The organism is Roseibium algicola, assembly GCF_001999245.1.
In the GTDB taxonomy this organism is placed as follows: Bacteria; Pseudomonadota; Alphaproteobacteria; order Rhizobiales; family Stappiaceae; genus Roseibium; species Roseibium algicola.
The window spans coordinates 2,411,481-2,434,767 of sequence record NZ_CP019630.1; the positions used below are offsets into that span (position 1 = coordinate 2,411,481).

At 61.1% G+C, this 23,287-nt stretch carries 19 protein-coding genes; 8 read left to right on the plus strand and 11 right to left on the minus strand.

The window, feature by feature from the left end:
• The first annotated feature begins 103 nt into the window (after positions 1-103).
• A complete protein-coding gene (locus B0E33_RS11225; protein ID WP_167579526.1) occupies positions 104-2,323 on the plus strand; it encodes a CHASE2 domain-containing protein in 2,220 nt (739 codons plus the stop codon).
• 72 nt (positions 2,324-2,395) lie between these two features.
• Here B0E33_RS11225 and B0E33_RS11230 read toward each other — a convergent pair whose 3' ends face one another.
• From B0E33_RS11230 to B0E33_RS11260, 7 genes are all read right to left on the minus strand, one after another.
• Positions 2,396-4,174, minus strand: coding sequence for an ABC transporter ATP-binding protein (locus B0E33_RS11230; RefSeq protein ID WP_077291266.1), 1,779 nt, complete (start codon positions 4,172-4,174; stop codon positions 2,396-2,398).
• A gap of 66 nt (positions 4,175-4,240) precedes the next feature.
• A complete protein-coding gene (locus B0E33_RS11235; protein ID WP_022999313.1) occupies positions 4,241-5,191 on the minus strand; it encodes an acetamidase/formamidase family protein in 951 nt (316 codons plus the stop codon).
• Positions 5,181-6,809, minus strand: a complete 1,629-nt coding sequence (locus B0E33_RS11240) for an ABC transporter substrate-binding protein (protein WP_022999314.1) — start codon at positions 6,807-6,809, stop codon at positions 5,181-5,183. The genes B0E33_RS11235 and B0E33_RS11240 overlap by 11 nt, the downstream gene beginning before the upstream one ends.
• 71 nt (positions 6,810-6,880) lie before the next feature.
• On the minus strand, positions 6,881-7,801 hold the full coding sequence (locus B0E33_RS11245) for an ABC transporter permease (protein WP_055656842.1): 921 nt from the start codon (positions 7,799-7,801) through the stop codon (positions 6,881-6,883).
• Positions 7,802-7,803: 2 nt separating this feature from the next.
• Entirely contained in the window at positions 7,804-8,691 is an 888-nt protein-coding gene (locus B0E33_RS11250) for an ABC transporter permease (protein ID WP_156912518.1), read from the minus strand.
• 4 nt (positions 8,692-8,695) lie between these two features.
• Entirely contained in the window at positions 8,696-9,298 is a 603-nt protein-coding gene (locus tag B0E33_RS11255) for an ANTAR domain-containing response regulator (protein WP_022999317.1), read from the minus strand.
• Complete coding sequence (locus tag B0E33_RS11260) at positions 9,295-10,509, minus strand: transporter substrate-binding domain-containing protein (protein WP_077291268.1); 1,215 nt, start codon at positions 10,507-10,509, stop codon at positions 9,295-9,297. Before B0E33_RS11260 ends, B0E33_RS11255 begins: the two co-directional genes overlap by 4 nt.
• A 682-nt stretch (positions 10,510-11,191) precedes the next feature.
• On the opposite strand from B0E33_RS11260, the gene B0E33_RS11265 reads away from it, so the two are divergent.
• Genes B0E33_RS11265 through B0E33_RS11295 form a run of 7 tightly spaced genes read left to right on the plus strand, consistent with a single transcriptional unit; the run spans position 11,192 to position 19,223 of the window.
• Positions 11,192-11,908, plus strand: a complete 717-nt coding sequence (locus B0E33_RS11265; RefSeq protein ID WP_022999320.1) for a FadR/GntR family transcriptional regulator — start codon at positions 11,192-11,194, stop codon at positions 11,906-11,908.
• Positions 11,898-12,893: an ABC transporter ATP-binding protein gene (locus B0E33_RS11270; protein ID WP_077291269.1), complete on the plus strand. Its 996-nt coding sequence runs from the start codon at positions 11,898-11,900 to the stop codon at positions 12,891-12,893. Before B0E33_RS11265 ends, B0E33_RS11270 begins: the two co-directional genes overlap by 11 nt.
• Positions 12,890-13,990, plus strand: a complete 1,101-nt coding sequence (locus tag B0E33_RS11275) for an ABC transporter ATP-binding protein (protein ID WP_077291270.1) — start codon at positions 12,890-12,892, stop codon at positions 13,988-13,990. Before B0E33_RS11270 ends, B0E33_RS11275 begins: the two co-directional genes overlap by 4 nt.
• 28 nt (positions 13,991-14,018) lie before the next feature.
• A complete protein-coding gene (locus tag B0E33_RS11280) occupies positions 14,019-15,524 on the plus strand; it encodes an ABC transporter substrate-binding protein (RefSeq protein WP_077291271.1) in 1,506 nt (501 codons plus the stop codon).
• Positions 15,525-15,583: 59 nt separating this feature from the next.
• Entirely contained in the window at positions 15,584-16,531 is a 948-nt protein-coding gene (locus B0E33_RS11285) for an ABC transporter permease (RefSeq protein WP_075284666.1), read from the plus strand.
• A 5-nt stretch (positions 16,532-16,536) separates the two neighbouring features.
• Positions 16,537-17,406, plus strand: a complete 870-nt coding sequence (locus B0E33_RS11290; protein ID WP_077293233.1) for an ABC transporter permease — start codon at positions 16,537-16,539, stop codon at positions 17,404-17,406.
• A 29-nt stretch (positions 17,407-17,435) separates the two neighbouring features.
• Entirely contained in the window at positions 17,436-19,223 is a 1,788-nt protein-coding gene (locus B0E33_RS11295; protein WP_077291272.1) for a gamma-glutamyltransferase family protein, read from the plus strand.
• Between the two features lie 52 nt (positions 19,224-19,275).
• Here the strand turns inward: B0E33_RS11295 and B0E33_RS11300 are convergent, their stop codons facing one another.
• From B0E33_RS11300 to B0E33_RS11315, 4 genes are read right to left on the minus strand one after another with little or no spacing between them, the layout of a single operon-like run.
• Positions 19,276-20,340, minus strand: a complete 1,065-nt coding sequence (locus tag B0E33_RS11300) for a DmpA family aminopeptidase (protein ID WP_228148083.1) — start codon at positions 20,338-20,340, stop codon at positions 19,276-19,278.
• Positions 20,341-20,384: 44 nt separating this feature from the next.
• A complete protein-coding gene (locus B0E33_RS11305) occupies positions 20,385-21,215 on the minus strand; it encodes an ABC transporter permease (protein ID WP_077291274.1) in 831 nt (276 codons plus the stop codon).
• The gene (locus B0E33_RS11310) at positions 21,212-22,147 is read right to left on the minus strand and encodes an ABC transporter permease (protein ID WP_077291275.1); all 936 of its coding nucleotides are present in this window, start codon (positions 22,145-22,147) and stop codon (positions 21,212-21,214) included. Before B0E33_RS11310 ends, B0E33_RS11305 begins: the two co-directional genes overlap by 4 nt.
• Positions 22,144-23,262: an ABC transporter ATP-binding protein gene (locus tag B0E33_RS11315; protein ID WP_077291276.1), complete on the minus strand. Its 1,119-nt coding sequence runs from the start codon at positions 23,260-23,262 to the stop codon at positions 22,144-22,146. Before B0E33_RS11315 ends, B0E33_RS11310 begins: the two co-directional genes overlap by 4 nt.
• Between the last annotated feature and the right edge of the window lie 25 nt (positions 23,263-23,287).

The following is a 23,287-nucleotide window of genomic DNA, read 5'->3' on the forward strand; positions in this document are numbered from 1 at the left end:
AGGTCTATTTTTCACAGAAACGCGTATTCTAGCGTAGAGTGGACACCAGACATGGGAACGGTGTCGCGGCTCCCGAACAGCTATGTCGGTCAGGGGCATGTCGGTGGGAAAGACGCTTTTCAACTTGCTACGCAACAGGCACGTTTTCGTCCTGGGTCTGACGCTGATCCTCCTTTTCGGCGCCCGTGAACTACGCCTGTCCGATCCCCCGTTCATAGCGTCCCTGCGCTGGATCACCTTCGACACCTATCAGCGTTTCAAACCGAGGGAGGCTTTGGGGCAACCGATCCGGATCATCGACATCGACGAGAAGTCGATAGCGCAGCTGGGCCAATGGCCTTGGCCGCGTACGCAGATTGCCAAACTTCTGAAGCGTATCCAGAACCTGGGAGCCGCCTGCGCCGCCTTTGACATGGTGTTTTCCGAGCCCGACCGGACAGGACCGGCAGGGTTCTTGCGCGAGCTGGAAGAACGCGGTTGGCCCGGCCGCGACGAGATCAAGCCACTGCTCTCGGGAATACCAGACAATGATGCCGTTTTCGTTCAATCAATGGCCTGGCTGCCAACGATCCTCGGGTTTTTCAACGAACCGAGATCGGCAATGGGACTGCCCGATGCCAAGGCTGCCTACGTCGTCCTCGGGGAAGATCCGACACCGCTCCTCGACCCGATCAGAGGCAGCGTGATGAGCCTGCCGCCCTATCAGGCTGTCGCGGAGGGAAGTGGTACGATTTCCCTTGGGCAGGCGGATTCCGACGGGGTGGTGCGCCAGGTTCCAATGTTCATCGCCGGCACGAACGGTGAAATATATCCGGCCCTTGCACTTGAGACGCTTCGTGTCGCACTTGGCGACAAGACCTTTGTTCTCAAGACTTCGGAAGCGAGCGGCGAGTTCAGTGCAGGAACACTCGCCATGACCGAATTCAAGGTTGGAGAGTTTCAGGTTCCGGTCACGGCCAATGGCCATCTGCTGATCTATTATTCGCGCAATGACCCGTCTCTCTATCTTTCTGCGCGGGATCTTCTGAACCTGTCGGACGAGGAGCTGGCCCCCCTGATCGAGGGCCACATCATCCTCTTCGGATCGTCGGCCGCCGGATTGCGAGACATCAGGCTCACGGCTCTCGGCGAGAGCGTTCCGGGTGTTTTCATGCATCATCAGATCATTGATCAGATCCTGTCGAATACGTTTCTCAACCGTCCCGACTGGGCGACCGGAGCCGAAATCGCGGCGCTGTTCATCGTGACACTCATCATCGGCGCCATTTTGCCGTCAACGGGCGCGATTCCATCGGCTGCCGTTGGCGCCGTCCTGAGCGCGGCAGTTAGCGGCGGAAGCTGGTTTGCCTTTTCCAGCTATGGCCTCCTTCTGGATCCGGTCTTCCCCATGCTGGTTTCAGGGCTTATTTTTCTTCTGACCACAATCTTGATGTTTGCCTTCGCGGAGCGGGAAAAGCGGTTTGTCCGAAGGGCGTTCCAGCGCTATCTCGCACCGGATTTGCTCAGAAAGCTGGAGGAGCAGCCTCACACGCTGCGTCTCGGCGGCGAAATCCGCGACATGACGATGATGTTCATGGACGTGAGGGGGTTTACGCCGATATCCGAGAAACTGCCTCCCGAAGAGGTGGTCGCATTCCTGAACCGTCTGCTGTCTCCACTATCGGATTGCATCCAGAAACGGGAAGGCGCAATCGACAAATATATTGGCGATTCAATCATGGCGTTCTGGAACGCGCCGCTTGACGTTGCCGATCATCCGGTCAAGGCCGCCCATGCTGCGCTGGACATGATAAAAATCGTCAAGGAACTCAACGACCGGGATGCCTTCGGCTTCAAGTCCGGCCCCCATAAGTTGGGCGACATTCGCATTGGCATCGGTCTGAACAGCGGACCTGGTTGCGTTGGCAACATGGGCTCGAGTTCGCGGTTCAACTACTCGGTCATCGGTGACGCCGTCAACGTTGCTTCCAGAGTCGAGACAGCCTGCAAGCAGGTCGGCTGGCCTATTTTGCTGACGCAACCAACTGCCACCGCGTGCAAGGCCATGGCACTTCTGGAAGCAGGGTCGATTACACTCAAAGGCAAGGCTCAGCCGGCAACTCTCTACGCGCTTGTCGGCGATGAGACACTTGCCCGAACGAAAGAGTGGCAGGCATTGGAAAGGCGGCACAGGGAACTTATCGAAGGGCGCACGCGCGTCGCCAGTCGCGCAGAGATCGAACGCCTTGTGAACGCCTGCCTCGCGGTGGCTCCGGTCGACTTGAGCGCCTTCTACGACAGTTTCATGCCGTCACCCATCATCGAGGAACTTGCCGGGGAGTAACGCCTGCAGTGCATTCTCGCAGGATGCATGCGAGGTAAAGCGCCGCCAGCCCCACGCTCGGTTCCTACGGCTTCAGGCGACAGCCACCAGATGCCGGTCGCCGACATCATGGTAACGGACCCGCTCGACCGATTGCCCAAGCGGCAGTACCGGTGAGGGGATTTCGCCCGTCGGCACATCGAAAACGGTGCGCCGGCGCTTGGGATCAGGGATCGGCACGGCCTTCAACAGTCGCTTGGTATAGTCGTGTTGCGGGTTTTCGAACACCTGACGGCGTGTTCCCATCTCCACGATCTGGCCGAGATACATGACCGCGATCCGATGCGAGACCTGCTCGACGACCGCCATGTCGTGGGAAATGAACAGGTACGAGAGGCCGAGATCCTCCTGCAGTTCCTGCAGAAGATCCAGAACACGGGCCTGCACCGAAACATCGAGCGCCGAGACGCTTTCATCCGCGACAATGACCTTGGGCGAAAGCGCCAGTGCGCGGGCAATACAGATGCGCTGGCGCTGGCCACCGGAGAATTCGTGGGGATGCCGGGTGATCACATCGGCCGGAAGGCCGACCCGGTCGAACAGCGATGCCACCTTGTCCTTCAGGTCCTTGCCCCGCGCCAGACCGTGGATCACCAGCGGTTCGCCGACGATTTCGCCGACGGTCATGCGTGGGTCGAGGGAGGCATAGGGATCCTGAAAGATCATCTGCATGTCGCGCCTGCGGCGCTGTTCCTGTGCGCTGCCGATGCCGACATGCTGGCCGGCGACCCGGATGCTCCCTTCCCAGGGCACCAGGTTCATGAGCGCCTTGCCGATGGTGGACTTGCCGCAGCCGCTCTCTCCGACGAGGCCCAGGGTTTCGCCGGGTGCCAGCGTGAAAGAAACGCCTTCGACCGCATGAACACGGGATGTCACCCGATTGAGCAGGCCGCCATGCAGGTCGAAGCGGACGACAAGGTCTTCCACCTCGAGGACCGGTGCTTCGGGCTGGTCCTTTTTCCGGGCCGCACTGTCGACACCGGTCATGGCGCCAAGCTTGGGTACGGCCTCCAGAAGGTGCCGTGTGTAACTGTCCGCCGGACGTTCGAACACGTCTGACGCCGTGCCGCTTTCCACGATGTTGCCGTGGTTCATGACGATCACCCGGTCGGCCATTTCGGCAACGACACCCATGTCGTGGGTGATCATGATCACCGCCGTGCCGAAATCGCGCTGCAAGTCGCGGATCAGCTGCAGGATCTGTGCCTGGATCGTCACGTCGAGCGCCGTCGTCGGCTCATCGGCAATCAGCACCTTCGGATTGCAGGCCAGCGCCATGGCGATCATCACCCGCTGGCGCATGCCGCCGGAAAGCTCGTGCGGATATTGTTTCAGCCGCCGTGCCGGTTCCGACAGACGTACCGATTCCAGCATTGCCAGTGCGCGCTTGTTGGCTTCACTACCCGAGACATCCTGATGTGCCAGAATCGCCTCACGCAACTGGCGACCAACCGTCAGCACGGGATTGAGCGAGGTCATCGGCTCCTGGAAGATCATGGCAATGTCGCCGCCGCGAATGCGGCGCATGGCGTCCTCGGGAAGCTTGATCAGGTCCTTGCCCTGAAACAGCACCTCGCCGCCGGAGACCCGGGCCATCGGCTCCGGCAGAAGTCCCATGATGGAAAGAGCCGTGATCGACTTTCCGGATCCGGATTCGCCCGCGATACAAAGGGTTTCACCGCGCTTCAGATCAAACGACAGGCCCTTGACCACGGTCTTGCGGCCGGAAGGCGTCGCGACGTCCGTGCGCAGATCTCTTACGGAAAGAACGACGTCTTCGGCAACGGCTACATGGTCTGGCTGGCTGGACATCCGGACGCCCTGGTCTTTCTTGAACTCTGGAAAACGGGCGGCGGCGGTGACCGCCGCCCGGCTGCGTTACTGAAGCACGACTTTCGGGAAGTAGAACGAGACCACCCAGTTGGGCATGTCCACGATTTCCGAAATCCGGAGATCGCCGCAGACCGAACACAGCATGTAGGCATCGACCGCGCTGTAGCCGTGACGGGCACACAGGAGGTCGATCATGTTGGAAACGGCTGCCTGGGCGCCTTCGAAGAGATCACTGCCGATACCGGTGGTGACCTCGTAGCCCATCTCGTCGAGATGGCGGGTCACCGGGCCCGGGGTTTCGAACCGTGGCATCTTGAGATTGGCTCCCTTGATCAGGTCCAGCTCGACCACCGTGTTCATCGGGCTTTCGATAGCGGTTCCGCAGACCTCGCCATCGCCCTGCGCCGCGTGGGTGTCGCCGATGGAGAACAGGGCTCCGGCAACTTCCACCGGCAGGTAGAGCGTTGTTCCGGCGGCAAGGTCGCGGATATCAAGATTGCCACCGACCCGCCGGGGCGGAACGATGGAATGAAGACCTGCTTCCGCCGGAGCGACACCGATGGTACCGGCAAACGGCTTCAACGGCACCTTGCCAAACGGGGCAAACGCCGAGGTTCCCAGCTTGTCCTTGTCATAGGACCAGATATGCAGGGCCGGATCCTTGAACTGGTCCGCCAGCAAACCGAAACCCGGAATGTTGGCGGTCCAGCCGAAGCCGGAGGGTTTGAACTCGTGGATCTTGACCACCAGCGCATCGCCCGGCTCGGCCCCATCCACATAGATGGGGCCATTGACCGGATTGATCTTGCCGAAATCCAGCGTCGAAACATCCGCGACAGTGCTTTCGGGCGTGAGCTGCCCGGCCGAACTGTCGAGACATTCGAATTCCAGCACCGTGCCCGGTGCCACCGTTTCGGCCGGGGCATTGGAGTTGTCCCAACCGAAGTGGTGCTGTGCCGCGTGGATCGTGTAAGCGGCCTTGCAGTTACTGCACATCTTTCGCCCAAACGTAGTCGTAGTTGACGGGAATGTGGACCGGATCGACGAAGATGGCATCGGGGCCACCCAGCCGCTCGGACCGCATCGTGAATCGCTGCTCGTGGAACACCGGCGCCCAGGCCGCGTCGTCCATCACCGAGATGAAGATCTTGCGCCAGGCTTCCTCACGCTCGGCCTTCTTCGCCGGGTCGGTAATACTGTCGGCAGCAGTGGCCTGCTTGTCCAGCTCCTCGTTGCAGTACCAGGACCAGTTCCACCCGCCCTTGACCGCGCCGGCACAGCCCAGGATCGGGCCATAGAAGTTGGACGGATCCGGGAAGTCGGCGATCCAGGCCATGCCGCCGGACCAGATCATCGGTGCCTGGTCGGGCTCGCCGCCGGCCGCGATCACGTTGGCCTGGGCCAGTGCCTTGATTTCAGCCTTGATGCCGATTTCGGCAAGATCGGCCTGGATGGACTGGGCAATGCGCGGGTTCGGGTCGGTGTTGTAGACATAGAGTTCGGTTTCGAACCCGTCAGCCAGACCGGCCTCGGCCAGAAGCGCCTTGGCGGCTTCCGGGTCATAAGCATATCCGGTGTACTCGTTGTCATAGCCCGGCATGGTGGGCGGCAGCGGCTGGTTTGCCGGGACTGCGCGGCCGTTGATGATGCGCACGACGCGATCCTTGTTGATCGCCATGTTGACGGCCTTGCGCACTTCCAGCTTGTCGAAGGGCGGCATCTTCACGTTCATGGTGACATAGCCGGTGTGCAGCTGGCCACCTTCGATGATCAGATCCTTGTATTGCGGGTCCTTGGTCACTTCCAGGAACTTCGCCGGGGGAATGCCATCGCCCGGAATATCGGCTTCGCCGCGTTGCAGGCGCAGGAGCGCAACCACCGGCTCCTGGCCGACTTCAAAGGTGATTTCGTCAAGCTTGGGAACGCCAGCGCGCCAGTAGTCCTCGTTGCGCTTGAACACCAGGCGCTGGCCGAGCGTCCATTCTTCCAGCGAGAACGCACCGGTGCCGACCGGATGCTTGCCGAAGTCGGCGCCAAATTCCTCCACGGCCTCTTTCGGCACGATGGACGAGAAGTTGATGGCCATCACGTGCAGGAAGGTCGCATCCGGGCGGGACAACTCGATCTTGACCGTATAGGGATCGACGACGGTGACACCTTCCAGGCTGGTGGCATCGCCGGCAGCCACGGCATCAAAGCCCTTGATGGAGCCGAAGAAACCGGCGCCGGGGCTCTGGGTAGCCGGATTGGTGACACGGTCGAGAGAATATTTGACGTCTTCCGCGGTCATCTCGCGGCCGTTGTGGAACTTCACGCCTTCGCGCAGCTTGAAGGTGAAGACCGTGCCGTCATCGGAAATCGTGTAGTCCTCGGCCAGATCCGTCATCAGGTTGGTGGTGCCGGGTTCATAGTCCATCAGGCCGTCGAACAGGCTCTTGATCATCGACCAGTTCTGCCAGTCGTAGCCAATTGCCGGATCAAGCGTCGAGACGTCGTCCTTGTAGGTGACGATCATCGATCCGCCCTGCTTGATGTCGTCCGCCAGAGCGGATGCCGATGTCAGGGCGGTGGCGGCGAGAAGGGCGGCAGCCCCTGCCAATACTGTCTTCTTCATAGTCCAACCTCCGGTTCTTACGGTGATGTGCCGGGCCGCTCTGAAGGCGGTTTTCCGGCGGTTGCCGCGCGTCAGCGCAGCTTGATCCTCGGATCAATCAGGGGAGCGATCAGGTCGGCAAGGAAATTGCCGAGCACGATCGCGAATGCGGACACGAGCGTGACGCCCATGATGATGGGAATGTCGACCCGCTGGATGGCCTGCCAGGCGAGCTGGCCGATGCCCGGCCAGCCGAACACGCTTTCAACCACCACGATACCGCTCATGAAAAGACCGATATCGATCCCGATCATGGCGATGATCGGCAGCAACGCGTTGGGAAGGGCGTGACCGAACAGGACCTGCCAGCGTTTCAGGCCTTTGGCGCGCGCCGTGCGGATGAAGTCCTGACGCAGCACGTCGATCATGGACGAGCGCATCATGCGCGAATACCAGCCGGCGCCCAGGAAACCGAGGGTCAACGACGGCAGCACCATGTGCATGAAGGTGCCGTAACCGCCGATGGGGAACCACCCGAGCTGCACCGAAAAGACGTAGAGCAGCAGGATGCCGATCACGAACTGGGGCGAGGAAACCCCGACGAAGGAAAGGACCATGAGGCTCGTATCTGTCGCCGTGTTCCGGCGCAGGGCTGCGACGAGCCCCATGGTAAGTCCGATCGCCAGTTCGCAGACGATGGCGCCGACCATGAGAAGGAGCGTTGCCGGCAGACGCGACCAGATGAGCGCGCCCACTTCCGTCTTCTGCAGGTAGGAGCGGCCGAGATCGCCCTGCAGCAGCCCGGTCAAATAACGGAAGTACTGCTGGTAGAACGGCAGGTTCAGACCAAGCTGTTCGCGAATGTTCTCGACCGTCTGCGCGGTGGCGCTGCGGCCGGCGATCTGGCGGGCCGGATCGGCCGGGATCAGATAGAGCAGGACGAAGGTCAGGAAGGTGATGCCGATGAGGATCAGCACGGACTGAAACACCCGGCGCAGAATATATCCACCCATGATCAGTGCCTCCCCTTCTGTGTCGGGTCGAGCACCTCACGCAGGGCGTCGCCCAGAAGATTGAAGCCCAGCGCCAGCGCGATGATGGCGATACCCGGGAAGAACACCAGCCAGGGCGCCGAGGTGAAATAGGTCTGGTTTTCGTAGATGATGTTGCCCCAGGAAGGGGTCGGCGGCTGTACGCCGATGCCGAGATAGCTGAGTGTTGCCTCCAGCAGCACTGTCGTCGAGATGCCCAGCGTGCCGAAGACGACGATGGTCGACAGAAGATGCGGCAGGATGTGGCGGAATAGTATCCGGAAAAGGCCTGCGCCCATGGCCCGTTCGGCCAGGATGAATTCACGCTCCGACAGCGACCTGGTTTCGGTATAGACGACACGCGCCATCTGCACCCAGTTGACCATGGCGATCACCATGGCAACGATCCAGAGCGATGGTCTGAACAGGGCCGCCAGCGTGATGGCAAGCAGCAGCGCCGGGAAGGCCATCATCAGATCGGTGAAGCGCATCAGCACCGTTTCAACCCAGCCACGGAAAAAACCGGCGAGGATGCCGACAAAGGCACCGACCGCAACGGCGATCCCGTTGGCGACAACCCCGATGATGAGCGACGTCTGCGCGCCGTAGATCAGACGTGACAGGAGATCGCGCCCGAGCAGATCCGTTCCCAGCCAGAAGGTTTCGCCCGGAGGCAAAGGCGCGCCCTCCAGGGTCAGCCCTTCGAAGAACTGTTCCGCCGGGTCGAAAGGCGCGACAAAGGGAGCAAAGACTGCGGCCCCGACGATTACACCGACCAGGACCAGGGCGAAGACGGCGAGTTTCCTTTCCAGGAGACGACGCCAGACGCCTTTCGGTATCTCGGGGGCGGCGGTTTTCACGGTGTCTGGCATCGCTTCAGGCTTCACGTCGGCCGGCATTCTGCCCTCCTGAACGCGCCAGCAGATCAAGCGCAACGTCTTCCATGGTTTGCCGGCTCGCCATCGCCATATCCTGAAGAAGTTTGTAGGCGGTATCGGCGTCGCTGCCCTGGTGCTGCATCAGGAGCAGGATGGCTTCGGCCACCTGAGGCCGACAGGCAAGGCGGGCTTCCAGTTTCGCGATCCTTTCCTCCGATGCACGGCGCATGGCAAAGGTTCGCGTGGCAACGACAAGCGCGCCGTAGACACCGCTGGAGGCGATGGGCTTGCTCAGATGGGCAATGGCACCGCGCCGGATGGCCCATTCGACCCGCCCGGGGGCCTCGCTGCCCATCAGCGCGATCATCGGCATCGGGTGTTCCTCAACCGGCCAGGGAAACTGGGCATCATGACCGGCATCGGCGTCGAAGATCACCAGATCGGCTTGCCTTGCTTCCTCGGGAAGTTCCGGCCAGGCGGTCGACACCGCAATGCCGAGACGGTCGAGCTGGCGGCAGACGGCATCCCTGTCGGAATGCGGCTTGTGCAGCACAGTCGCGGACCAACCGCGGAAACTCGGGGTGCGGAACAGGCTGCTCATGACGACACCAGCCTCAGTCTCGGCGTATTACCGTTATCCGGTTCCGGTGTATCACCAGATGAACCGGCGTTGCTTTCCAGCGGGTCATAGTGGACCAGATAGGGATCCGGCGCCAATGGGCCGGACGTCTTTTCGATGATGCGGAACCGGGAGCGGATACGCTCGGGCCCGGTGGTTTCCACCACCGCGATCAACGGCTGCAGGTAAGCGTGCTGCGTTTGCGGATCGATCCGGATGTCGCGCAACGGCGTCCGGTGCGGCCGGCGGCACAATTCCGCAAGGACATGATCCGGTGCATCCGAACCACAGGCCTCGATAGCGCGGGCGAGCAGCCAGACGGCCTCATAGGGTCCGACAAACATGGATGAAATCGACGCATCCGGGCCGCGCAAGCCTTCCAGCCGGCTCAGGAAATCCTCGTTTTCCGGCGTGTCCAGCGTTTCGAAATAGGTCGAGGTGGACACAAGGCCCTCGGCGGCAGCCCCCAGGATCGGCAGCTCGGCTTCCGTCAGATTGCAACTGAGGATCGGGCAGCGGTTCGGCGCAAAGGCGGGATCTTCCTTCGCAAGCCTCTTCATGGCGCGCAGGAAGGCGTAGCTGCTTTCGCCGATCAGGTTGTTGAAGATGAAGTCCGGCCGTTTTTCGCGGATTTCAACGATCAGATGGTCGATATTCTCGTCGCCGATGGCGACATAACGCTCGCCCAGAACTTCGCCGTCACACCCGGCCAGAAGTTCGCGGGCAATGCGGTTGGTTTCCCAACCCCAGATGTAGTTGGATCCGAGAAGGAAAGCCCGGCGGCCGGATTCCGGAACGATGTGGCGGAAAAGCGGAACCACGCCCTGGTTCGGGCAAGCGCCTGTGTAGACCACACGATCATGGCTTTCGAAGCCCTCATAGGGCGTGGTGTACCAGAGCAGCCCGCGGCCACGCTCCATCACCGGCAAGACTTCCTTGCGGGAGGAGGAGGTCTGGGTGCCGATGATGTGCCGGCAGCCGGCCTCCCGCATCATCCTGTCCGCTTCGACGGCGTAGTTTTCGGCAGAGCCCTTCGGGTCACCATCCACGCGCAGGAAACGGAAATCGAACAGGCCGGAAGCGTTGATTTCATCGATGGCGATCCGGGCACCCCAATAGCCTTCCTGCCCGATCGCGGCATAGGAACCGGATTTCGAAAACAGAACGCCAACAGGTATTTCACCAAAGGCCATGTATTACCCTGCCCTTCAGCCGAACGATGCAAACCGCGGGGGCTGAACATAAAAAAACCCCGACCCGCAGGTGATCACCTGCGACAGATCGGGGCGCAATTGCCGTGCGGCTGAACGATTGCCGCTATTTCGATATCAGGATCGCCGAAGAAAAAAATCTTGTCAATCGCCGCAAAGCTCAAAGATCAGCCACGCATAAAATTTCGCCACAAATGACGACGGCGACAAACGGCTTCCTATGAACCAGTTTCAGGAGTTTCGCCAACCGGGAGCCAGAGCATCAAAAAGCACTCTTTTTCTTGAAAAGAATGACAAATTTTCTCCCAAACCAAGCAATAATCAACCCCATGAGGAAGGGGATGCAATACAAAATTTCGCCTCAGGAGATAACCTGACGAAAATAGCGGAACCGATTAAAATTTGTTCCCCAGCACAAATTTCAGGCAAGCACCTCGCAAAGCCTTTTCCAAAAGGTGTCCCCTTCAGGCCTCACTGATATTTTTCTTTATATTATACAGTTATTTACACAATGAATGACTGAAGCCCTGCCTTTAAATTCCAGAACTCTCAAGCCCGGTCCGAAACTCGTATCGGGCACATCTTGGCAAAATGCACTACTTGCACAGCTAAAAATATCGCGCCAATAATGCGACCAATTCAAATTGGTTCGAATTGGTATGGCATGAGCGGCACCGACAAACCTTCGCAGCGCAACTCCAGCATGGCCTTGGAACGACTTCGGATCATCGTGGACCAGCTCACGGCTGAGGGCGAGGAACAGCTTCCCACCGAGCGTGAATTATCCGAAACCATCGGTGTCGGCCGCAGGGCCGTACGCCGGGCGCTGGAAGTGCTTGAAACCGAAGGCAAGATCTGGCGCAGGCAGGGAGCGGGAACCTTCATCGGCAGCGAACCTGCACAGCCGGAAAAGCAGATCCTGTCGCTGCACGAAAACTCCAACATGCTCGAGGTCATGGAAGTCCGGCTGCAGATCGAGCCGGTGCTGGCCCGGCTGGCCGCGCTGCGCGCCGCGCCTTCCGATATTGCCGCCATGAGCGACCTTGCGGACCGCGTCGGCAAGGCCGAGGACATGGACAGCCGCGAACTCTGGGACAGCGCCCTGCACCGGGCCATTGCACGGGCAGCACGCAACACGTTGTTCCTGGCACTTTTCGACGTTGTGGATCGGGTCCGACAGGATACCGCCTGGCGCCATGTGCGCGAAGCCTTGAGAACCGACGATGCCCTGACGCTGTACCGGGCGCAGCATGTCGACATCATCGCGGCCATTGCCAACCGGGACCCAATCGCCGCGGAAAAGACCATGCGCGCCCACCTGCTGGCGCTGCAGGAGCGTCTCCTTTTCCAGAGTGCAAGCGAGGCGGCAAATGCCGACTGAGACCCCCGTTCTTGAGGTTCAGGACCTCTCGCTCCGTTTCAAGGGTGCCCCGGCAAACATCGTCGATGGTCTGTCCTTTGCCGTCCGTCCGGGCGAAACCCTGTGCATCGTCGGAGAAAGCGGCTGTGGCAAGTCGGTGACCGCCTTGTCGCTGATGGGCCTGCTGCCCCGGGGTGTTGCCAGGGTCATGTCCGGCACGGCAACTTTCGCGGGGCAGGACCTTCTGGCCCTGCCAGAGCGCGCGCTCGCCGACCTGCGCGGCGACCGTATTTCCATGATCTTCCAGGAGCCGATGACCTCGCTCAATCCGTCTTACAGGATTGGCGACCAGATATCGGAAATCGTGCTGCGGCATCGCCCGGTGAGCCGTGTGCAGGCCCGTGCAAGGGCGCTGGAAATGCTGGAACGGGTCAAGATTCCGGCCGCTTCCAGCCGGCTGGACGATTACCCGCATGAGCTTTCCGGCGGTATGCGTCAACGCGTCATGATTGCCATGGCACTTGCCAACGACCCGGTTCTGCTGATCGCCGACGAGCCGACCACCGCGCTGGACGTGACCATCCAGGCTCAGATCATCGACCTGATCGAAGACCTGCAGAAGGAGAGCGGAACCGCGCTGATCATGATCACGCATGATCTGGGCGTCGTCGCCGAAATCGCCGACCGCGTCTGTGTGATGTACGCGGGGCGCGCGGTGGAGGAAGGCCCGGTCGCCGCAATTTTCGACGATCCGCAACACCCCTACACCATCGGCCTGATGAGCTCCGTGCCGTCGGTCGGGCCCCGGTCCGGCAGGCTGGCAACCATTGGCGGCATGGTGCCTGCCATCGACAACATGCCGTTCGGGTGCCGGTTCACACCGCGCTGCCCCTTTGCCGGAACCGGCTGCGAAACAACGCCGGCACTTGTCGAACTTGGCCCATCTCACCGGGCCGCCTGCCATTACGCCCCCTTGGAAAGCGCATTTGCGGAGGCTGCCGGATGAGCCTGCCAACCCGGGACAAGATCATCGAGACGCGCGCCGTCACCAAGCGTTTCGGCGGCCGCAAGAGCCTTTTCAAACCGGCAACCTCGGTCAGTGCCGTCAACGGTGTATCGCTGACCATCAAACGTGGAGAAACCTTCTCCATCGTTGGAGAAAGCGGCTGCGGAAAATCCACGCTGGCACGTCTTCTCGTCCGCCTGCTGACACCGTCGGACGGTGCGGTTCTTTACGACGGCAACGACATTTCCGCCCTGTCCGAACAGGAAATGCGCCGGTTGCGGAAAGACCTGCAGTTCGTGTTCCAGGACCCGTTTTCCTCTCTCAATCCGCGCATGACCGTCGGCGCGCTGATCGAGGAACCGATGAAGGTTCACACGGCGCTGACCCGCACCGAAAGGCGGCAGAAGGTCGCCGAGCTTCTGAACAAGGTCGGCTTGCGTCCAGCCTTTGCCAACCGCTATCCGCACGAGTTCTCCGGCGGTCAGCGCCAGCGCATCGGCATTGCCCGGGCGCTTGCCAGCGGTCCCAAGGTGATCGTCGGTGATGAACCCGTCTCGGCACTGGATGTTTCGGTGCAGGCCCAGGTCATCAATCTTCTGGAAGACCTGAAGTCGGAATTCGACCTGACGCTGATCCTGATTGCCCACGATCTGGCGGTTATCCGCCACATGAGCGACCGGGTGGCTGTCATGTACCTGGGCGAAATCGTCGAGTTGGCGCCGAACGACGCGCTCTTCGACAAGCCGTTGCATCCCTACACCCAGGCCCTGATGCGCGCGATCCCGATTGCCTCACCCCATGGGCGGTCGATGAAGGCCGCTCTCCTGGGCGACGTGCCCTCGCCGCTGGATCCGCCTTCAGGCTGCCGTTTCCATCCGCGTTGTCCGCACGCAACCAACCTTTGCAGCCGGGAGAAACCGACGCCCGCCAATGTCGCCGGTGGCCGAACCGTCGCCTGTCACCACTGGGAAAAGATTGCAGACGATACCCAGCCCCCGGTTCAGGAACCGCCAAGGAGCCCCAATGCGGAAAAGCGCTTCGCGCTGTTCCGGACCCGAAGTCAACAAAAAGAGCCGACGACGGCCGCAAGACCATAAATCGAGCCCTTCCGAGAGGAGTACAAACATGCGTAAGGATTTCCTTGCCGCGCTGCTGCTCAGCGCAACGACCCTGGCCACGGCCGCCCAAGCCGCCGATCTTCGTATCGGCCTTCAGGACGATGCCGATGTGCTGGATCCCGATCAGTCCCGGACCTTTGTCGGCCGTATTGTCTACACCTCGCTGTGCGACAAGCTGGTGGACATCACCCCGGATCTGGAAATCATCCCGCAGCTGGCCACCGGCTGGACCTGGTCCGACGACGGCAAGGTTCTGACCATGGACCTGCGCGAAGGCGTCACCTTCCACGACGGCACGCCGTTTGACGCGGAAGCGGTGAAGGCCAACATCGAGCGCTCGAAGACCCTTCCGGAAAGCCGCCGCAAGAGTGAAGTCAAATCCATCGAAGGCGTGGAAGTTTCCGGCCCGCTGCAAGTCAAGATCAGCCTCGCCTCGCCGGATGCAACGCTGCTGGCCCAGTTTGCCGACCGCGCCGGCATGATGGTTTCTCCGACCGCCGCAGAAGCCGCCGGGGCCGACTTCGGCAACAACCCGGTCTGTTCCGGCCCGTTCAAGTTCGTTGAACGCGTCCAGCAGGACCGCATTGTTCTGTCCAAGTTCGACGACTACTGGAACAAGGATGCCATCAACTTCGACACAGTCACGTTCCTGCCGATCCCCGATACAACTGTGCGTCTCGCCAACCTGCGCTCCGGCGATATCGACATGCTGGAACGCCTTGCTGCAACCGACGTCGCCTCGGTAAAGGGCGATGCCAACCTCGGCTTCGCGGAAGCCGTCAGCCTTGGCTACCAGGGCATCACGGTGAACCTCAACAACGGCGAGAAGGGTGACAACCCGTTCGGCAACGACCCGAAGATCCGCCAGGCCTTCAGCCTTTCGCTCGACCGTGACGCGATCAACCAGGTTGTCTTCGAAGGCGCCTTTGCACCCGGCAACCAGCCGTTCCCGCCGACCAGCCCCTGGTACGACAAGGACTATCCGGTTCCGGCACGGGATGTCGAAAAGGCAAAGGCCCTGCTGAAGGAAGCCGGTTATGGCAGCCTCGACGTCGAAGTGCAGGTGGCCAACAACCCCGTGCAGACGCAGATGATGCAGGTTGTTCAGTCGATGGCGGCGGAAGCCGGTTTCAACGTCAAACTGAAGTCGATGGAATTCGCCAGCCTGCTGGCGGACCAGTCCGCGGGCAACTACCAGGCAAGCCAGGTGGGCTGGTCGGGCCGTGTCGATCCGGACGGCAACATCCACCAGTTCATGACCTGCAAGGGCGGGATCAACGATTCCAAGGTCTGCATTCCGGAAGTCGACAAGCTGCTGGACGAGGCGCGGCAGAGCAATGACACCGCCACGCGCAAGGCCAAGTATGACGCGGCACGGGATATCCTGATCAACGAATTGCCGATCGTCTATCTCTACCACCCGACCTGGATCTGGGCCCTGTCCGGCAAGCTGGAAGGCTTCACCGCCTATCCTGACGGCATGATCCGCCTCGAGAACGTCAAGTTCAAATAACCAGACGCATGACGGGACCCGGCTCTTGCCGGGTCTCGTTCCAAACGGATTTTGCCTGAATGCTGTCCTACATCGTACGCCGGCTGCTCATCGCCATCCCGACGCTCATTCTGGTCTCGGTCTTCGTGTTCGTGCTGCAGAAACTGCTGCCCGGCGATCCGGCGCTCGTGCTTGCCGGCGAAGAACGCGATCCTGAAGTGCTGGCGTTCATCCGCGAGAAATACCGGCTCAACGACCCGATCCTCTACCAGTATTTTTCCTGGATGAAGGCCATGCTGCAGGGCGATCTCGGCATTTCGCTGCGGACCAACCAGCCGGTGACGCAGCTTATTGCCGACAAGCTGCCGGTCACGATCCAGCTCGCGGTGATGGCGATGGTCATCGCCTTTGCCATAGGCATTCCGGCCGGCATCCTGTCCGCGGTGCGCAAGGGAACTGCCGTGGACTACATCGCCAATTTCGTGGCGCTATCCGGCCTGTCCATCCCGAATTTCTGGCTCGGCATCATGCTGATCATGCTGGTCTCCGTTCACCTGGGCTGGCTGCCGGCCTCTGGCTATGAATCGCCCTTCGTCGATCCGCTGAAATCACTCCAGACCATGATCATGCCCGCCTTCGTGCTGGGCACGGCACTGGCGGCCACATTGATGCGGCACACCCGCTCGGCCATGCTGGGTGTCCTGAAGGCCGACTACGTCCGCACTGCCCGTGCCAAGGGTCTTCGAGAAAACGTGGTCATCCTGAAACACGCGTTCCGCAACGCGCTTCTGCCCATCGTCACCCTGAGCGCCCTGCTATTCGGCGAATTGCTGGCAGGAGCGGTGCTTACGGAACAGATCTTCACCATTCCGGGCTTCGGCAAGCTGATCGTCGATGCAGTCTTCACTCGAGATTATGCCGTCGTCCAGGGGATCGTCATGTGCACGGCTGCCGGCTTCATCCTGATGAACCTGATCGCCGATGTTCTCTACTTCCTTCTCAATCCGCGCATGAGGAGCAGCCTGTGAGCGCCGTGACCACCGCCGCAGATCCGGCCGAGGAAACCATCCGCCTCGAAAGCCGCGCCTGGAAAAAGCTGAAGGCGAACAAGAGCGCTCTGTTCGGTTTCATCATCGTCGCCTTTTTCATCGGCATAGCGGTTGCCGCGCCGCTGCTGCCCATTGCCGACCCGGCCGCGACCAGCTGGAGCACCGTGCGCAAGGCGCCTTCCGCGGCCCACTGGCTTGGCACCGACGAGATCGGCCGGGACATTCTCTCGCGCATGATCTGGGGCGCGCAGGCCTCGCTGATGGCGGGCGTCGTGTCCGTGTTGATCGCTGTGCTGATCGGCGTGCCATTCGGTCTTCTGTCAGGCTATTTCGGTGGCTGGATCGACCAGGCGATCTCACGGGTCACCGATGCGCTTCTGGCAACGCCCTTTCTCATTCTGGCAATTGCGCTTGCCGCGTTCCTGGGGCCGAGCCTCAGCAACGCCATGATCGCCATCGGCCTGTCGGCCATGCCGATCTTCGTGCGCCTGACACGCGGCCAGGTGCTGTCGGTCAAGACGGAAGACTATGTTGAAGGGGCCCGGGCCATCGGGCTCAGCCATTTCGCGATCATGTCCCGCTACATCCTGCCCAACGTGTTTGCTCCGGTTCTGGTCCAGGCGACCCTGACAGTCGCCACCGCGATCATCGCCGAAGCGAGCCTTTCCTTCCTCGGCCTCGGCCAGCAACCTCCCGCACCGAGCTGGGGTTCCATGCTGAACGTTGCCAAGAACTTCATGACCCAGGCGCCCTGGATGGCCTGGTGGCCGGGTGCGGCGATCTTCCTGGTCGTTCTCGGTTTCAACCTGCTTGGCGATGGCCTGCGCGACGCTCTCGACCCGCGCGAAAGCTGACCCGTTTTTTAAAACCCAAAGAGTAACTCATGCCGACTTTTACCACCCGCCCCGAAATCACCGGCACCTTCGGTGTCGTCACTTCCACCCACTGGATCGCAAGCGCCGTCGGCATGAGCATCCTGGAAAAAGGCGGCAATGCCTTTGACGCCGCCGTTGCGACCGGGCTTGTGCTGCAGGTTCTGGAGCCGCATCTGAACGGCCCTGCCGGCGATTTGCCGGTGATCTTCCACAAGGCCGGAACCGGCGAAACCAAGGTCGTTTGCGGCCAGGGACCTGCCCCGGCGGGAGCCACCATCGACCATTACAAGGCGGAAGGGCTGGATCTCATTCCGGGCAACGGCCTGCTGTCGACCGTCATTCCGGGTGCCTTCGACGGCTGGATGCTGATGCTGCGCGACCACGGCACATTGAGCCTGCGCGATGTGCTGGAGCCTGCGATCTATTACGCTGAAAACGGCCAGCCCATGTTGCCGGGTGCAGCGGCAACCATCGGCGGGCTGAAGGACTTCTTCCAGACAGAATGGCCGACGTCCTTCCAGACCTGGGTACCTGGCGGAAACGTTCCGGAAGCCGGCGAGATGTTCAAGAACCCGGTTCTGGCCCAGACCTGGACCCGGCTCCTGAGCGAAGCGGAAAACCAATCCGGACGCGAGGCGCAGATCGACGCGGCGCGGGACTGTTTCTACCGCGGCTTCATTGCCGAGGAGATAGCCGCCTTCCTGGAAACCGCCGAGGTGATGGACGGCTCGGGCACCAAACACAAGGGTGTGCTGACCGCCGACGATCTGGCGACCTGGAGTGCCACCTACGAAGATCCGCTCCAGAGCGACTATCACGACTGGACCGTTGCCAAGACCGGCCCATGGGGACAGGGGCCCGTGCTCCTGCAGGCGCTGGCGCTCCTGAAAGGTTTCGACATCGGCGCGATGGACCCGGCTGGTGCCGACTTCGTCCACCATGTGACCGAAGCCATGAAACTCGCCTATGCGGACCGCGAGGTCTATTACGGCGATCCGGCCTTTGTTGACGTTCCGATGAGCACGCTGCTGTCGGACGACTATAACGATGCGCGGCGCAAACTGATTTCCGGCACCGCTTCCTTCGACCTGCGCCCCGGCGTTCTGCCGGGTTTTGAGGATCAGGTCGCTGCCAACATGGCCGTGATCGAGCGCGCAGGCATTGCCAACACGGGTCTTTACGAACCGACGATGGCGCATCTTTCCGAGCGGCGGGGTGACACGGTTCATCTCGACATCATCGACCGCTGGGGCAACATGGTTGCCGCGACCCCGTCCGGCGGCTGGCTGCAATCCTCTCCGATCATTCCCGCGCTCGGCTTCTGCCTGAATTCCCGCGCGCAGATGTTCTGGCTGGAAGACGGCCTGCCGACCAGCCTGGCGCCCGGCAAACGCCCGCGCACCACGCTGACCCCGAGCCTTGCCTTCCATGAAGGGCGGCCGGCGATGGTGTTCGGCACACCAGGCGGCGACCAGCAGGACCAGTGGCAGCTTTCCCTGTTCCTGCGGCTGGTGCATCACGGCCTCAACCTGCAGGAAGCCATCGACCTGCCGCTGTTCCACACCACCCATTTCCCGACGTCGTTCCACCCGCGCCAACGCCAGCCGGGGCACGTGATGGCGGAAGGCAATTTCAGCTCAGAGACAATCAATCTGCTGCGGGCCCGCGGGCATTCGGTGGAAGTTTCCGGCAACTGGACCATCGGCCGGCTGACCGCCGCCAAGCGCAGCGCTGACGGCGTCCTGAAGGCAGCGGCAACCCCGCGCCTGATGCAGGCCTACGCGATCGGTCGATAGACGGCACCACAGCCCCGCCGATCTCTTGCACCTATCGGCGCCGGCGGGGCTTTCAAACCCGTGCGAAGAGCTCCCTGAGGGCTTCGGCGTCGATCGCCCGGCAAACCGCACCTGCGGGCCTTGCGGTTGGCGTGTCTTCGGCCGCCAGCATGGCGTTGAGGACAGCTTCCTCGATTGCCTCCACCGCAGCCATGTAGACCGGATCGAGCAGATCGTCGTTCAGCGACACCATGGATTTCCACGGCCCGCTAAGCTGCGGCAGATCCATTTCATTGGCCGTGCTGAAAGCAAGGAAAATGTCGCCGGAGCTGTTGCCGCCCGGCGTTCCGCCCCGGCCAATGCCGATGGTCGCGCGGCGGGCCAGACGGTCGAGCTGGGAAGGCAGCAGCGGCAGATCCGTTGCGATGATCACGATGATCGAACCACGCTCCGCCTTGAAGCCCGGCAACCGGTCTTCCATCATCTGTTCCCCGACGGGCTGTCCCAGCACCTTGAACCATGGCCGAAGACCGTGGTTCGCCTGCACAAGAACCCCGACCGTGTGGGGTTTGCCACCTGCTTCGATACGCCGTGAGGCGGTGCCCGTTCCTCCCTTGAACTCGTAGCAGATCATGCCGGCACCACCGCCGACATTGCCTTCGGCAGGCGGATTGGATGTCGCGTTTTCGAGGGCTTTTGCCGCGTGTTCCGGCCGCACATGCAAGCCATTGATGTCGTTCAGGACACCGTCATATGTTTCCGCGACAACCGGCATCGCCCAAAGATGGTTGTTCTCCCAGGCATCGCGATAGGTATCGACCATCCAGCGTACGGCGGCCTCGTGCGCAGCGCCTACGCTGTGCGTATTGGTGATCAGGATCGGGCCGGTGAAATAGCCCGCATCCTTGACCCAGTGACTGCCGGTCATTTCACCATTGCCGTTGAGCGCATGCAGCCCCGCCCACACCGGACGCGGTGTCGATGTCCGCCCCCTGGGCAGGATTGCCGTGACGCCTGTCTGCACGGGAAGGCCGTTGCTCGCGAGCGCAGGTGTCAGCCTTGAGGAAAGCGTTTCATAGCCGACAAGCACACCTTCGACATCGGTAATCGCGTTTTGCGGACCCGGAGTGCCCGGCATGGGAAGTCCCAGGTCGCGAGCACGTTTGGAGTTATGTTTCTGCGTCATTTCTTGCGGGACCGCATGTAGAGGCCAACGGATGCGATGATGAACGAAAACACCAGCATGACCGTGGCAATTGCATTGATTTCCGGTTTGATGCCCCTGCGCAACATCCCGTAGATGTGAACAGGCAGGGTCGTGGAATCGACGCCGGAGATGAAATAGGTGATCACCAGATCATCCATCGAGATGATGAAGGCGAGCATCGCACCGCCGATGACACCCGGTGCGATCAACGGCAAGGTCACCCGCCGGAATGTTGTCCAGCCATCGGCCCCCAGATCCGCCGATGCCTCTTCCAGGCTGTCGTCCATATCCGCGATGCGGGCGCTGACCACGATGAACACGTAACTGCTGAGGAACGTGCAGTGGCCGATGATGATCGTGTGCAGGCCAAGACCGAAGCCGAAGGACACGAAGAAGATCAACAGTGCGATGCCGAGGATGATGTCGGGCATGATCATCGGCATGAACAGAAGGGCCCGGTAGAAATTCTTGAGGCGGAACCGGAAGCGGGCGACCGCCAACGCAACCGACGTTCCGAGCACCGTCGACACCGCCGTCGTGACAAGGGCTACCGTCAGGCTGTTCAGCACCGCGTTATAGAGCTGATCGGTGGATTCCACATAAAGCGTCAGCTCGTTCAGCTCCGTCGGGAAGCCGAAGATCGTGCGGTACCAGTCGAAGGTGAACCCCTGCCAGATCATCATGTTGACCGGGTTGGAGTTGAACGAGAACACCGTGATCAACAGGATCGGCACGTAGATGAAGACCAGAAACAGCCATCCGTAGACCGACAGAAACAGGTTTCTCCAGGAAATCTTGCGTCTCATGCCGCAACCTCCTCTGCCACCTTCGATCCGCCTGCCTGCCGCTCTTCGCGCGTGACGATGCGGATGTAGTAGAGAAGCAGGATTAGGACAGCGGCCATCACCATCATTCCGAGCGCCGCTCCGAAGGGCCAGTTGCGCGCCGACAGGAATTGCTGCTCAATCAGATTGCCGATCATTACCACCTTCGCCCCGCCCAGAAGCGACGGCACGATGAAGTTGCCGAGGCTCGGGATGAAGACGATGATCGAGCCCCCGACGATACCCGGCAGGGTCATCGGCAGGATGACGCGAAAGAACGTCTGAAGCCTGTTGGCGCCCAGGTCCTGCGAGGCTTCGATCAGGCTGAGGTCGAGCTTTTCGATGCTGGCATAGAGCGGCAGGAACATGAACGGCACGAACACATAGACCATGCCGATGACGACCGCCGTTCCGGTGAAGATGATTTCCAGCGGCTCATCGATCAGCCCGAGGCCCATCAGCGCCTGATTGAAGAAACCGGTCGGCCGCAGGATCAGGACCCAGGCGAAGAGGCGTACGATCAGGCTGATGAAAAACGGCAGCGTGATCAGGAAGATAACCAGGTTCTTGCGTTTTTCCGGCATGCGCGACACCCAGAAGGCGACCGGGTAACAAAGGATGAGGCTGAGGAGAACGGTTGTCGCGGCGAGCTTTACCGAACGCAGGAAGATCTCGAAATAGACCGGATCGAAGCGTTCGTATTTTGTGTCCGCCCAGCCCAGAATGCGGCCGTAGTTCAGGTGGAAGAACTTCCATTCAACGCCGCCGTAAAGCCCCGGTGTGAGCCAGGAATAGACGATCATGATGGCGAGCGGTCCGAGGAAGAAGACCGCGAGAAAGGCGGACGGCGGCAACAGCAGGCCGAACAGCGTCAGCTTTCGCCTGTGTTCCAGGGTGTGGTGCGCCTTGCTCATGCCGGCGCTCCCTTGCCCGGAATAAGATGCACGGCATCATGCGGCACGAACAGGGAAGTCTGTTCGCCGATCGTGTGATGCGACGTGCCAGGCCCAGCCCGAAGCGACGCCCTGACAGGCGGCAACCCCTTGCACGCCAGGACAAGATTATAGTCGGTTCCGGCGAAGAAACTCTCGCTGACCGTGCCCGAGATCTCGTGCCCGGTCCTCTCGTCAGGACTGCTTTGCCCAACACTCTCGACGAGGCTCTCCGGCCGGATCAGCACCTTTGCCGGATCGCCCCGCTTCAGGCCGTTCACCGGACAATCGCGGATGACGGTGCCGTCGGCCAGCGCGACGTCGCAGCTTTCGCCTTCGACAGACACCACCGTGGCATCCAGAAGATTGCTTTCACCGATGAAGCGGGCGACGAACTCGTTCCCGGGGCGGCGATAAAGCTCCTCCGGGGCATCGAGCTGCTGGATGGTGCCGCCGTTCAGCACAGCGATCCGGTCCGACATGACCAGCGCTTCTTCCTGATCGTGCGTTACAAAAATGAAGGAGATGCCGAGTTCGTGCTGCAGGGTTTTCAGTTCCTGCTGCATCTTGTGGCGCAGGTTCTTGTCGAGTGCCGACAGAGGTTCATCCAGCAGAAGAATTTTTGGTCGCGCCACAAGCGAACGGGCAAGGGCCACTCGCTGTTGCTGCCCACCGGAAAGCTGGCCGATCTTGCGCGCGCCCATTCCGGCAAGGCCGACAAGCTCAAGCATGCTGCCGACACGCTGTCTGATTTCCGCTTTCGCGACGCCTCTAACCTCGAGGCTGTAGGCAACGTTCCGTTGCACCGACAGGTGCGGGAACAGGGCATATCTTTGAAAGACGGTGTTGACCGGTCGTTTGTGTGCCGGCTGATCCGATACCGGTTGGCCGTCTATGTAGATCTCGCCACCGTCGAGATCCTCAAACCCGCTGACCGCCCTCAGCAAGGTGGTCTTGCCGCAGCCCGACGGGCCAAGCAGCGTCAGAAACTCGTTGTGAGCCACTGTCAGGGACACGTTGTCCAGTGCCCGGATGACGCCACCTTCCGGAGCCTGAAAGCTCTTGGAGGCGCTTTCGATCCTCAAAATTCCTTGCATTCTACCCCCTCGGAACGTCAGGCGA

Excerpts from the sequence above, each read along its gene's own strand:
- B0E33_RS11275 (WP_077291270.1), top strand. The coding sequence starts at position 12,890 with ATGAGCCTGCCAACCCGGGACAAGATCATCGAGACGCGCGCCGTCACC.
- B0E33_RS11305 (WP_077291274.1), bottom strand. The coding sequence starts at position 21,215 with ATGAGACGCAAGATTTCCTGGAGAAACCTGTTTCTGTCGGTCTACGGA.
- B0E33_RS11280 (WP_077291271.1), top strand. The coding sequence starts at position 14,019 with ATGCGTAAGGATTTCCTTGCCGCGCTGCTGCTCAGCGCAACGACCCTG.
- B0E33_RS11255 (WP_022999317.1), bottom strand. The coding sequence starts at position 9,298 with ATGAGCAGCCTGTTCCGCACCCCGAGTTTCCGCGGTTGGTCCGCGACT.
- B0E33_RS11250 (WP_156912518.1), bottom strand. The coding sequence starts at position 8,691 with ATGCCAGACACCGTGAAAACCGCCGCCCCCGAGATACCGAAAGGCGTC.
- B0E33_RS11295 (WP_077291272.1), top strand. The coding sequence starts at position 17,436 with ATGCCGACTTTTACCACCCGCCCCGAAATCACCGGCACCTTCGGTGTC.
- B0E33_RS11260 (WP_077291268.1), bottom strand. The coding sequence starts at position 10,509 with ATGGCCTTTGGTGAAATACCTGTTGGCGTTCTGTTTTCGAAATCCGGT.
- B0E33_RS11270 (WP_077291269.1), top strand. The coding sequence starts at position 11,898 with ATGCCGACTGAGACCCCCGTTCTTGAGGTTCAGGACCTCTCGCTCCGT.
- B0E33_RS11265 (WP_022999320.1), top strand. The coding sequence starts at position 11,192 with ATGAGCGGCACCGACAAACCTTCGCAGCGCAACTCCAGCATGGCCTTG.
- B0E33_RS11285 (WP_075284666.1), top strand. The coding sequence starts at position 15,584 with ATGCTGTCCTACATCGTACGCCGGCTGCTCATCGCCATCCCGACGCTC.
- B0E33_RS11315 (WP_077291276.1), bottom strand. The coding sequence starts at position 23,262 with ATGCAAGGAATTTTGAGGATCGAAAGCGCCTCCAAGAGCTTTCAGGCT.
- B0E33_RS11300 (WP_228148083.1), bottom strand. The coding sequence starts at position 20,340 with ATGCCGGGCACTCCGGGTCCGCAAAACGCGATTACCGATGTCGAAGGT.
- B0E33_RS11235 (WP_022999313.1), bottom strand. The coding sequence starts at position 5,191 with ATGTGCAGTAACTGCAAGGCCGCTTACACGATCCACGCGGCACAGCAC.
- B0E33_RS11230 (WP_077291266.1), bottom strand. The coding sequence starts at position 4,174 with ATGTCCAGCCAGCCAGACCATGTAGCCGTTGCCGAAGACGTCGTTCTT.
- B0E33_RS11240 (WP_022999314.1), bottom strand. The coding sequence starts at position 6,809 with ATGAAGAAGACAGTATTGGCAGGGGCTGCCGCCCTTCTCGCCGCCACC.
- B0E33_RS11245 (WP_055656842.1), bottom strand. The coding sequence starts at position 7,801 with ATGGGTGGATATATTCTGCGCCGGGTGTTTCAGTCCGTGCTGATCCTC.
- B0E33_RS11310 (WP_077291275.1), bottom strand. The coding sequence starts at position 22,147 with ATGAGCAAGGCGCACCACACCCTGGAACACAGGCGAAAGCTGACGCTG.